11 protein-coding genes and 2 pseudogenes are annotated in these 11,403 nt (G+C 67.6%); 10 read left to right on the top strand and 3 right to left on the bottom strand.

What is annotated here, in order from left to right:
* Positions 1-1,223: ABC transporter permease (locus AD428_RS21080; protein ID WP_152968183.1), on the bottom strand; the 1,223-nt coding region annotated here is incomplete at its 3' end.
* 104 nt (positions 1,224-1,327) lie between these two features.
* Here AD428_RS21080 and AD428_RS21075 point away from each other — a divergent pair.
* The 3 genes from AD428_RS21075 to AD428_RS21065 all read left to right on the top strand — a co-directional run bounded on the left by AD428_RS21075 (position 1,328) and on the right by AD428_RS21065 (position 4,244).
* Positions 1,328-2,302, top strand: coding sequence for a TRAP transporter substrate-binding protein (locus AD428_RS21075; RefSeq protein ID WP_053246477.1), 975 nt, complete (start codon positions 1,328-1,330; stop codon positions 2,300-2,302).
* A 79-nt stretch (positions 2,303-2,381) separates the two neighbouring features.
* A complete protein-coding gene (locus AD428_RS21070) occupies positions 2,382-2,882 on the top strand; it encodes a TRAP transporter small permease (RefSeq protein ID WP_053246476.1) in 501 nt (166 codons plus the stop codon).
* An 84-nt stretch (positions 2,883-2,966) separates the two neighbouring features.
* Entirely contained in the window at positions 2,967-4,244 is a 1,278-nt protein-coding gene (locus tag AD428_RS21065) for a TRAP transporter large permease (RefSeq protein WP_053246475.1), read from the top strand.
* A 44-nt stretch (positions 4,245-4,288) separates the two neighbouring features.
* Here the strand turns inward: AD428_RS21065 and AD428_RS21060 are convergent, their stop codons facing one another.
* The gene (locus AD428_RS21060; RefSeq protein ID WP_053246474.1) at positions 4,289-4,579 is read right to left on the bottom strand and encodes a DUF3579 domain-containing protein; all 291 of its coding nucleotides are present in this window, start codon (positions 4,577-4,579) and stop codon (positions 4,289-4,291) included.
* A gap of 184 nt (positions 4,580-4,763) precedes the next feature.
* Here AD428_RS21060 and AD428_RS21055 point away from each other — a divergent pair.
* The 7 genes and pseudogenes from AD428_RS21055 to AD428_RS21025 all read left to right on the top strand — a co-directional run.
* Positions 4,764-5,345, top strand: a 582-nt coding sequence (locus AD428_RS21055; RefSeq protein ID WP_369798804.1) for a 3-deoxy-D-manno-octulosonic acid kinase, incomplete at its 5' end; no start/stop codon positions are given.
* Between the two features lie 146 nt (positions 5,346-5,491).
* On the top strand, positions 5,492-6,595 hold the full coding sequence (locus tag AD428_RS21050) for a polyamine ABC transporter substrate-binding protein (protein WP_053246473.1): 1,104 nt from the start codon (positions 5,492-5,494) through the stop codon (positions 6,593-6,595).
* Positions 6,596-6,600: 5 nt separating this feature from the next.
* Positions 6,601-7,727 (top strand): annotated as a pseudogene (locus AD428_RS21045) (ABC transporter ATP-binding protein).
* Complete coding sequence (locus tag AD428_RS21040) at positions 7,724-8,644, top strand: ABC transporter permease subunit (RefSeq protein ID WP_053246472.1); 921 nt, start codon at positions 7,724-7,726, stop codon at positions 8,642-8,644. The pseudogene AD428_RS21045 and the gene AD428_RS21040 overlap by 4 nt, the downstream one beginning before the upstream one ends.
* A complete protein-coding gene (locus tag AD428_RS21035; RefSeq protein WP_053246471.1) occupies positions 8,641-9,450 on the top strand; it encodes an ABC transporter permease subunit in 810 nt (269 codons plus the stop codon). Before AD428_RS21040 ends, AD428_RS21035 begins: the two co-directional genes overlap by 4 nt.
* On the top strand, positions 9,447-9,803 hold the full coding sequence (locus tag AD428_RS21030) for an arsenate reductase (protein ID WP_053246470.1): 357 nt from the start codon (positions 9,447-9,449) through the stop codon (positions 9,801-9,803). Before AD428_RS21035 ends, AD428_RS21030 begins: the two co-directional genes overlap by 4 nt.
* Positions 9,748-10,503: a DNA-3-methyladenine glycosylase gene (locus AD428_RS21025; protein ID WP_053246469.1), complete on the top strand. Its 756-nt coding sequence runs from the start codon at positions 9,748-9,750 to the stop codon at positions 10,501-10,503. The genes AD428_RS21030 and AD428_RS21025 overlap by 56 nt, the downstream gene beginning before the upstream one ends.
* 3 nt (positions 10,504-10,506) lie before the next feature.
* Here AD428_RS21025 and AD428_RS21020 read toward each other — a convergent pair.
* Positions 10,507-11,174 (bottom strand): annotated as a pseudogene (locus AD428_RS21020) (YrbL family protein).
* Positions 11,175-11,403: the final 229 nt, after the last annotated feature.

Genomic DNA, 11,403 nt, shown 5'->3' with positions numbered 1-11,403 from the left:
CTGCGCGCCCCCAGCGCGTCGGCCTCGCGGCGCAGCACGCGCGCCGGCGGCACGTGGCGCAGGCGCGCCAGCGAAGGCAGCGCGAACCCCAGGAGCAGCAGCATGCCCGTCAGCAGCCCCTGCGCGGCGGGCACGGCCGAGGGCGGGGGCAAGGCCGTATCGATGAGCGAGCCCAGCGCCAGCACCAGCGCCTGGTGCGCACCGTAGCCCAGCAGGCATCCGGCCCCGCAGGCCGCCAGGCCCACCAGCGCGAATTCCGCCGCCAGCATGCGCGACACCAGCGCCTGCGGCGCGCCCAGGCAGCGCATCACCGCCACCCCGTCGCGATGACGGTCCAGGTAGCGGCCGGCCGCCAGCGCCACCGCCACGGCGGAGATCAGCACGGCCAACAGCGCCACGAGCGCCAGGAAGCGCTGCGCCCGGTCCAGCGTGCGCCGCACCTCGGGACGCCCGGACTCCAGGGTGGCGATCTTCTGGCCGCGGCCCAGCCGCTCGCGCAGCCAGGTTTCGTAGCCCGCCACCGCGCGCGGCTCGCCGGCGGCCAGCAGCGCATAGCCGATGCGGCTGCCCGGCGCGATCAGGCCCGTGGCCGGCAGGTCGCTGGCGCGCAGCATCACGCGGGGCGCGACGTTGACGAACTGCATGCCGCGGTCGGGTTCGTAGGTAATGATCCGGTCCACACGCAGACTCGCATCGCCCAGCGCGAGCGCGTCGCCCACCTGCAGGCCCAGCAGCGCCAGCAATTGCGCATCCACCCACACCGTGCCTTTGGGCGGCACGCCGCGCGCCGGCTCGTCGGGGGCGAACGGCGCGCTGGCCACCCGCAGCGCGCCGCGCAGGGGGTAGCCCGGCTCCACCGCCTTGACGGAGGCGAGCTGGGCGCTGCCGCCCGCGCCGCCGGCCATGGAAGGAAACTGCCAGGTGCGCGAGACTTCCAGGCCCCGCGCGCGGGCTTCTTCCAGGAAGGCCGCGGGAATGGGCTCGTCGGCGTCCAGCACAAGGTCGGCGCCCAGCATCTGGCCGGCATCGCGTTCCAGCGCGCGGCCCACGCGGTCGGCCAGGAAGCCCACGCTGGTCACCGCGGCCACCGCCAGCACCAGCGCCAGCGCCAGCAGACGCAGTTCGCCGGCGCGCCAATCGCGCACGCTCATGGCGGCGCCGAGCCTCAGCGCGGCCCGCAAGCCGGGGCGGCGAGCCCGGGCGGCATCAGGGAAATCCATCAGTCTGCAATCCTGTCCAACGGCCGGAATGGGGGCCGAATCCCGCTATCATGCGCGCAGTGCGGCGCAGCGCCGCCGTCAAAGATACCCAAAAACCGGAGAAGACAATGCGTAAATCCTGGCTCGCCGCAGCCCTCCTGGCCACTTGCGCCGCCACCGCCTCCCTGCCCGCCGCGGCCGAAACCACGCTCAAGATGGCTTATGCGCTGTCCACGTCCTCGCACTACGGCGCGGGCGCCCAGGCCATGGCGCAGTCCATCGAGGCGTCCACGGCGGGCAGGTACAAAATACAGCAATTCGCCAACAGCGCCCTGGGCGGCGAGCGCGAAGTCATCGAAGGCCTGCAGATCGGCACCATCGACCTGGCCATCGTTTCCACCGGCGCCACGCTGAATTTCGTGCCCGAAACCGGGGTCTTCGACATTCCCTTCCTGCTGCGCGACCTGGACCACGCCCGCAAGGTGCTCGACGGCAAGATCGGCCAGGACATGCTGGCCAAGTTTCCCAGCCGCGGCATCGTGGCCCTGGCCTGGGGCGAACAGGGCTTTCGCCACCTGACCAACAACGTGCGCCCGGTCAAGACCCCGGCCGACGCCAAGGGCCTGAAGATCCGCACCACGGAAAACCCCATCCACATCGCGGCGTTCCGCCAGATCGGCATCCTGCCCACCCCCATGGCCTGGCCGGAAGTGGCCACCGCCCTGCAGCAGGGCACGATCGACGGCCAGGAGAACCCGCTGTCGGTCATCACCTCCGCCAAGCTCTCGCAGATGCAGAAGTACCTGTCGCTGACCGGCCACGTCTACGGCCCGGCCCTGGTGCTGATGTCGGCCAGCGCCTACGAAGGACTCTCGAAAGAGGACAAGGCCAACTTCGACAAGGCCGGCAAGGCGTCCGCCCAGGCCATGCGCGCCTACGTGGACAACATCGAGAAAACCGGCGTCGAGCAGCTCAAGAAGGAAGGCATGCAGGTCAGCGAAGTGGACCGCGCCGCCTTCGCCGCCGCCGTGGAGCCCGCCTACGCCGAATACAACAAGAAGTTCGGCAAGGATCTCATCGAGGCCATCCGCAACACCAAGTAAGAAGCGCCCGGCGCGGCCCCTTCGCGGGGCCGCGCATGCGCGCATCCCTGCGTTTTCCCTCTGCGGAATCCATTCCATCATGCGTTTGCTCTGCGCCTTCGACCGGGGCCTTTTCAGGCTGGTTTCGGTCATTGCCCAATTGCTGCTCGTGGCCTCGGCCGCCGCCGCCTTCTACCAGGTCATCGCCCGTTTCGTGCTGCAGTCCCCGGCCGACTGGAGCGAGGTGCTGACCCGGGCCCTCCTCATCTGGACCGTCCTGCTGGGCGTGGCCCTGGCCTTTCGCCATGGCGCCATGATCAGCGTGGAAATGCTGCGCAACCTGCTGGGCGGGCGCCCGCGCCGCGTGCTGGAAGGCTGCATCGGGGTGGTGTGCGCCGCCTTCCTGCTGGCCGTGGCCTGGATCGGCGGCCAGATGACGTATCGCGTGCGCTTCCAGAACGTGCCCAGCCTGGACATTCCCATTTCCTGGATCTACCTCGCCATCCCGGTGGGCGCCACGCTGGCGGCCATCGGCGTGCTGGCCCGCTGGTTCGCCCACCAGGAAAACGACGCCCCGGTGCGCAATGACGCCCAGGGCTGAACGCGGGCTGCCGCCGCGAGGCGGCGGCTTCATGCGGCGGGCTCGGCGCGACACTGCCTCAACATCGTAGATACCGATATCACCATGTCCCAATTAATGATTGTCTCGATGCTGATTTTCTTCGGGCTGTCGGTGCCGGTCGCCGTGTCGATCGGACTGGCCAGCCTGGCGGGAGTCGGCGCGGCCCACCTGCCCTGGCTGGTGGTGGCGCAACAGCTTTTCGCGGCCCTGGACAAGTATCCCCTGGTCGCCATTCCGTTCTTCATCCTGGCGGGCAATCTCATGGAGGCCGGCGGTATTTCCGAGCGCATGGTGGACTTCGCCAAGAGCGTGGTGGGCGGCGTGCAGGGCGGCCTGGCCTGCGCCTGCGTGCTGACCTGCATGATCTTCGCCGCCGTGGCGGGCTCCAGCGTGGCCACGACTTTCGCCGTGGGCGCCATCCTGATCCCCGCCATGGTCCGCCATGGCTATCCGGCGCCCTTCGCGGCCGCGCTGCAGGCCAGCGCGGCCGAGCTCGGCGTCATCATCCCGCCGTCCATACCCATGATCCTGTTCGCCGTGTCCACCGACACCTCCACCGGCGAACTGTTCATCGCGGGCGTGGTGCCCGGCATCCTGATCGGCCTGGCGCTGATGTTCTATGTGTGGTTCTACGCCCGCCGCAATGGGCTGGGCGCGCGCGACGGCGAAGGCCGGCTGCCCCTGTGGCAGTCGTTCCGGCGCGCCGCGCTGGCGCTGATGATGCCCGTCATCATCCTGGGCGGCATCTACGGCGGCATCTTCACGCCCACCGAGGCCTCGGTGGTGGCGGTGGTCTACGCGGTAGTGGTGGGCAAGTTCGTCTACCGCCGGCTGGCCATGCGCCAGCTCTCCGAGACCCTGCACAAGTCGGTGGTGTCCACCGCCGTCATCATGTTCGTCATCGCCAACGCGGGCGTCTTCAGCTTCCTGCTCAACCGGGCCGGCGTGCCGGACGCGCTGGGAAGCTGGCTGGCCGGCGTGTTCGACACCAAGATCACCTTTCTGCTGGGCGTGAACGTGGCGCTCTTCATCATCGGCATGTTCGTCGAGACCTCCGCCTCCATCGTGGTGCTGGCCCCGCTGCTGCTGCCGGTGGCGCTGCAGTTCGGGGTCGACCCCGTGCACTTCGGCCTCATCATGGTGGTGAACCTGGCGCTGGGCATGGTCACCCCGCCGTTCGGCGTGAACCTGTTCGCAGCCTGCGCCGTAGCCAGGCTGCCGCTGGAACGGCTGATCCGGCCCCTGCTTCCCTTCGTGGGGGTGGTGCTGCTCTGCCTGCTGGTCATCACCTACTGGCCCGGCCTCTCGCTGGGGCTGCGCGACCTGGTTTACGCGAAGTGAAATAGGAAAAAGCCCCTTGCGGGGCTTTTTCTTCTGTAGGGAGGCTAGACTTCGCGCTCTTCGGTCTTGAGGTGGTTGTCGCGGGCGAAATCCACCACGAACTTGTAGGCGAGCGGTTCCAGTTCGCGCAGGCGCTGATCGACCACGATGCCCCGCACGCCGTCGATCACCACGGGCAGCACGTAGGGGGAATAGGTGAGATGGTTGCCGGCGCTGCCGGCGGGGCGGAACTGGGCCATGACGCCGGCCAGGCGCTCCGCCCAGTCGCTGGGGCGGAAACGGCTGCCGCTTTCGGTGACGCCATGGATAACGAATTGTCTGACGCGAGTTGACATGTGTTCTTCACTACAGGGCGCTTCCCACGAAAAGCCGGAGTGTCGGCGTTATCAAACATGCGCCCTGCGCCGCGAATTGTATATTATTGATCCTTTGGTCTCTCCCCAAGGGCTGTCCGCCGCCTGAAATGGGCTTCTTTTCCCGGCCCGCCCGCATGCGCCGCCGCGCGCCGGGCCTGGCGCNCGGGCGGCAGGGCGGCGGCCTGGTTCGTCGAGGGCCCGGGCTGGCAGGGCGTGCTGCGCCGCTACCGGCGCGGGGGGACTGGTCGCGCGCCTGAGCCGCGACGCCTATGTCTGGACCGGCGAGTCCGCCACGCGCAGCTTCCGCGAGTTCCGCCTGCTGGCGGCCATGCGGGCCTTGGGGCTGGCGGTGCCCGCGCCCCTGGGCGCGGCCTACTGGCGGCACGGGCTCGCTTACCGCGCGGCCATCCTGGTGGAGCGCATCCCCGACGTGCGGCCGCTGGCGCTCTCGCTGGGCGAGCCTCTCTGGGAGGACGTGGCCGGGGCCATCGTCGCCATGCACCGGGCCGGCGTCTGGCACGCCGACCTGAATGCCTACAACATCCTGGCCGGCGCGGACGGCAGGATCTGGCTCATCGACTTCGACCGCGGCGTCCAGGGCCGCCTGTCCGAACGGGGCCGGCGCGACAACCTGGAGCGCCTGCGGCGCTCGCTGCGCAAGGTCGCGGGCGAGGAGGGCGAGCGGTTCTGGATGAAGCTGCGCGACAGCTACTGGGCGGCCTGGGGCGTGGGCTCCCAGCCCTGACGGACGCGGCCGGAAGCATCCGGCCCCAATTGCTTTCCGTGGGGCGCAAAACGGGCAGTCCCAGGCTAAAAGGCTTTATCATTCGCCCTTTTGGTATCCCTTCAACGCATCTTTCAAACACACGCCTGACGGCAAGGGGCTAGGCAATGAAATACAGGGCGGGAATGCGCTTCGCGATGGGCGCGCTGCTCGCGGCAGCGGCGGTATCGGCCGCGCAGGCGCAAAACAAGGTCGTCAACGTCTACAACTGGGCCGAATACACGGCGCCGGACACCATTCCCGGGTTCGAGAAAGAAACCGGCATCAAGGTGCGCTACGACGTCTACGACAGCAACGACACGCTGCAGGCCAAGCTGCTGGCCGGCAAGTCGGGCTACGACGTCGTCGTTCCGTCCACGCATTATGCCTCCCGCCAGATCGAAGCCGGCCTGTTCCAGAAGCTGGACAAATCCAAGATTCCCAACTGGAAATACCTGGACCCCGACCTGATGGCCCTGGTGGCCGAGGTCGATCCCGGCAACCAGTACGCCATCCCGTGGGGCTACGGCACCAACGGCCTGGGCTACAACGTCACCAAGGTCAAGCAGATCCTGGGCGAGCAGGCCGACCTGGGCAACTGGGACATGCTCTTCAAGCCCGAGAACGCCGCCAAGCTGAAGGAATGCGGCATCTCCATGCTGGACGAGGCCGCGCAGGTGTTTCCGGCCGTGCTCAAGTACCTGGGCAAGGATCCCAACAGCTCCAATCCCGACGACTACAAGGCGGCGCTGGACCTGCTCAAGCAGATCCGCCCCTACATCCGCCAGTTCAGTTCCTCGGGCTACATCGACGAGCTCGCGGTGGGCGACCTCTGCATGGTCTACGGTTTTTCCGGCGACGTGATGATCGCCCGCAAGCGCGCGCAGGAAGCCAAGAAGCCTTACGAAATCAACTACTTCATTCCGAAGGGCGGCGCGCCGGCCTGGTTCGACCTGATGGTCATTCCCAAGGACGCCCCGCATCCGGAAGAGGCCCTGGCGTTCATCAACTACATCGAGACGCCCCAGGTCCACGCCGCCATCACCAACACCATGTTCTATCCCAACGCCAACAAAGAGGCGCGCAAGTACGTGGTGAAAGACGTGGCCGACAACCCCATGATCTACCCGCCGGCCGACGTGGCCAAGACGCTGTACGTCATCAAGGCGCAACCCCTGAACATCCAGCGCATGCAGACCCGCATGTGGGCCGAGCTGAAGTCCGGACGATAAGCATCATGAGCGAAAGCCGTTACTCGGCGCAGCACGCGGCCGATCCGGACGAGTTCGTCCGGGTGGCGACGTCGTGAAGATATTCGGCGACGTCGTCGCCGTGCGTTCCGTCAACCTCTCCGTGCGCCGCAACGAGATCTTCGCGTTGCTGGGCAGCTCCGGCAGCGGCAAGTCCACGCTGCTGCGCATGCTGGCCGGGTTCGAGGAAGCCACGTCGGGCCAGATCCTGCTCGATGGCGAGGACATCACCAACGTGCCGCCGTACCGGCGGCCGGTGAACATGATGTTCCAGTCGTACGCGCTCTTTCCCCACATGACGGTCGAGGCCAACGTGGCGTTCGGCCTCAAGCAGGAGGGCGTGGACCGCGCCGAGATCCACGACCGCGTCTTCGAGGCGCTGGACCTGGTGCAGATGGCCGGTTATTCGCGCCGCAAGCCGCACCAGCTCTCGGGCGGGCAGCAGCAGCGCGTGGCGCTGGCGCGCAGCCTGGTCAAGCGTCCCAAGCTGCTCCTGCTCGACGAGCCCATGTCGGCGCTGGACAAGCAGATCCGCCAGAAGACCCAGATCGAGCTGGTGAAGATCCTGGAGCAGGTGGGCGTCACCTGCATCATGGTCACGCACGACCAGGAAGAGGCCATGACCATGGCGCACCGGCTGGCCGTCATGACCGAGGGGCAGATCGTCCAGTGCGGCACGCCGCAAGACGTCTACGCGTTCCCCAATTCGCGTTTCGTGGCGAGCTTCATCGGCTCCACGAACCTGTTCACGGGCACTATCGTGGTGGACGAGCCCGACCACGTCGCCATCGAGAGCGCCGAGCTGTCGCGCCCGCTCTACGTGAGCCACGGCGTGAGCGAGCCGCTGGGCATGGAGGTGCACGTGTCGATCCGCCCCGAGCGCATGGTGGTTTCGCGCGGACAGCCGCAGTCCGAATACAACTGGGCGCACGGCATGGTGAGCCACATGGCCTGGATGGGCAGCTACGCGCTCTACCAGATCCGCCTGGATTCCGGAACCATGGTCGAGGCCAGCGTGCCCAGCCTGCAGCTCGCCCAGATGGACGCGCCCGGCATCGACGAGGAAATCTTCGTGAGCTGGGACGCCGACAGCGCCACGGTGCTCGCATCATGAGGCGCTTTCCGCTGCGCGACTGGCTGCCTTCCGGGCGGACGCTGGCCGTGGTGCCGCCGTACGCCTGGCTGGTGGCCTTTCTGCTGGTGCCGTTCCTGCTGGTGTTCAAGATCAGCTTCGCCGAGCTCAAGTTCGGCATTCCGCCTTACACCTCGCTGGCGGAATTCAAGGACGAGGCGGTGCAGTTCAGCCTGCACCTGCGCGGCTACATCCTGCTCTTCACCGACAGCCTGTACTTCGCCACCTACCTCAACTCCGTCAAGATCGCGGCCATCACCACGCTGTGCTGCATCCTGATCGGCTACCCCATCGCCTACTACATCGCGCGTTCATCGCCGTCGGTGCGCAACCTGCTGCTGCTGGGCGTGATCCTGCCTTTCTGGACTTCGCTGCTGCTGCGCGTCTACGCCTGGGTGGGCATCCTGCGCAACGACGGCCTGCTGAACAACCTGCTGCAGGGCCTGGGCATCATCTCCAGCCCGCTCGAGATCTACCGCACCGATCTGGCCGTGTACATCGGCATGGTCTACGCCTACCTGCCGTTTTTCATCCTGCCGCTCTACGCCACGCTGGTGAAAATGGACCTGCGCCTGCTCGAAGCCGCCTACGACCTGGGCGCGCGCCCGTGGCAGGCATTCTGGCAGATCACCGTGCCGCTCTCGCGTCCCGGCGTCATCGCGGGCGCCATGCTGGTGTTCATCCCGGCGGTGGGCGAGTACGTCATCCCCGAGATGCTGGGCGGCGCGAACACGCTCATGATGGGCCGCGTCATGTGGAACGAGTTCTTCAACAATACCGACTGGCCCATGGCTTCGGCCGTGACCTGCGTGATGGTGCTGCTGCTCCTGGTGCCGCTCGTCTACTTCCAGTACAGCCAGGTCAAGCAGCAGGAACAGGCGGGGGGAGGGCGCAAATGAACGGCCCCAACAAGACCCTGCGCGCGGTGGCCCTGGGACTGGGCTACCTGTTCCTGTACGTGCCCATCATCAGCCTGATGGTGTTCTCGTTCAACGCCTCGCCCGCCGTCACGTCCTGGACGGGCTTCTCGCTGCGCTGGTACGACTCGCTGCTGCAGGACGAGGCCCTGCTGCGAGCGGCCTGGCTGTCGTTCCGCATCGCCGCGCTCACGGCCACGGCGGCGGTCATCATCGGCACCTGGGCGGGCTACGTGCTGGCCCGCATGGGACGGTTCCGCGGCTTCGCCCTCTACGTGGGCATGCTGAGCGCGCCGCTCGTCATTCCCGAGGTGGTGCTGGGCATCTCGCTGCTGCTCATGTTCGTGGAGCTGCGCGGCCAGATCGGCTGGCCCGCCGAGAACGGCATGTTCACCATATGGGTGGGGCACGTGACGCTGTGCATGGCTTTCGTGGCCGTCATCATCCAGACCCGCATCCGCGACCTGGACCGTTCGCTGGAAGAGGCTGCGCTCGACCTCGGCGCCACGCCCATGACGGTGTTTTTCCGCATCACGCTGCCGCTGATCGCGCCGGCGCTGGCCTCGGCCTGGCTGCTGTCGTTCACCCTCTCGCTCGATGACGTGGTGCTGGCGTCGTTCCTGTCTGGGCCCAGCTCCAGCACGCTGCCCATGGAAGTCTTTTCGAGGGTGCGCCTGGGCCTCAAGCCCGAGATCAACGCGCTGGCCACCCTGTTCATCCTGGCGGTCGGCACCTGCGTGATCCTCGCCAACCGCCTGCAATGGCGCAAGGAGTCCGAATCCAAATGAAGCACACCACCTTGTACGGCCTGGCCAAATGCAGTACCTGCGTCAAGGCCCGGCAATGGCTCGCCGACCACGGCGTGGCGCACGAGTTCGTGGACTACCGCGACCATCCCGTGCCGGCCGCCACCCTGAAGTCGTGGGCGGGCAAGCTCGGCGGCTGGGAAAAACTGGTGAACCGCGCCTCCATGACCTGGCGCAACCTGCCCGAAGACCGCAAGACCGCCAGCACCGATGCCCAGTGGACGCAGCTGATCGCGGAGTATCCCGCGCTGGTGCGCCGCCCCGTGACGGTCACCCCCGATGGCGAGGTCAGCGTTGGCTTTACCGAAAAGCGCTACGGCGAACGCTTCGCCTGAGGAGCAGGCCGGGCGCGCGCTGCCCGACGCCTTTTTCGACCGCGACGCCGCCCAGCTCGCCCGCGACCTGCTGGGCAAGGTGATCCGGCACCGGGTCGACGGTCTGTGGCTGTCGGCTCGCATTATCGAGACCGAAGCCTATTACCTGCACGAAAAGGGCAGCCACGCCTCGCTGGGCTACACCCACAAGCGGCGCGCGCTCTTCATGGACGGCGGCACCGTCTACATGTATTACGCGCGGGGCGGGGACTCGCTGAACTTCAGCGCGCAGGGACCGGGCAACGCGGTGCTCATCAAATCGGGCTACCCCTGGACCGACGCGCTGTCCGGCCCCGACGCGCTGGCGCTCATGCAGCGGCTGAACCCCGACGCGCGCGGCAATCCCCGCCCGCTGGCCGGCCTGTGCGCGGGCCAGACCCTGCTGTGCCGGGCGCTGGGCCTGAAAGTGCCCGACTGGGACGCGCAGCGGTTCGACCCCGGCGCGCTGTTCGTCGAAGACGTGGGCGAGCGGCCCGATCCGCTGGTCCGCACGACGCGGCTGGGCATTCCGGCCGGGCGCGACGAGCATCTCATGAACCGCTATGTGGATCCGGCCTATGCCGCGTTCTGCACGCGCAACCCGCTGCGGCGCGGCCAGATGGAAGGGCGCGACTACGTGTGGGTGAGCCGCCTCGGGGAACCGGCGCAGGCGCCGGGCTGAGGTTCAGCGCGAGGCCGCTTCGCGGGCGATCTCGGCCAGCGAGGCGCGCATGCGCTCGTACTTGCGCCGCATGCGCCGCCGGTTCAGGCGCTTGCTCCACGCATAGAGCGGAATCAGCGGCAGCACGCCGAAGCCGTCCACCAGGTACAGGCCGCGCTTGCCGTCGGCATTGAGGCCGCACACCACGTTGCTGGCCGACACGTCGTGCACCACCACGTGGGCCTCGGCCAACTGCTCGAAGAACGCGTCCAGCTGCGCGCCGAGCGCGGCGTCGAACCGGCCCTGGCTGGCCAACTGCTTCACGGTGGGCGCCATGTTGCCCGCCTCGTCGGCGATCTTCTCCACCAGCAGGCCCAGGCCCAGCGTGGTCTGGGCCACGCCCACGATGCGCGCCATCGGCACTTGCCACACGCCGGAAGGACGCGTGGTGGTCGTAACGTATTCCGAGATCTCGTTCAGGTATACGCGGTAGGCGCTTTCGCGCTGGTACTGCTTGTACCAGCGCTTGAACGGCCGCGCGTCCAGGTAAACGGCCCGGGCTCCATGTCCATCACTTTCACCAGCAGCGACGGCACCAGCGGATGCTGGAAGATGTGCCGGTCGCCCCCGGTGGTCAGGGGCTTTGCGGCAGTCAGGTCCAGCGGACCGAAGACGGTCTGGAAGGCGGGCACGGACGATGGGACGAAAGCGGGAGCGGCCAATGAAGGGGCAAACTATGACAATTTTGTAATTTACAGTTTAATGCCCTTCGCGGCGCGGCGTGAGGGAAATCCGCGCCGCGCCTACAATTCCGGGCTTTGGAGTTGCGACGCTTGCTCTACGATTACCTGCTCTGGTGCGCCGCCGGCGGCGCGGTCCTCGGCCTTCGCGGCCGCCTGCTGGCCTGGCTGAGCCCGCCCC

The sequence above is a fragment of the Achromobacter sp. DMS1 genome, from assembly GCF_001270295.1.
The sequence above is the reverse complement of the archived record's forward strand: the minus strand, read 5'-3'. Positions and strand labels throughout refer to the sequence as shown.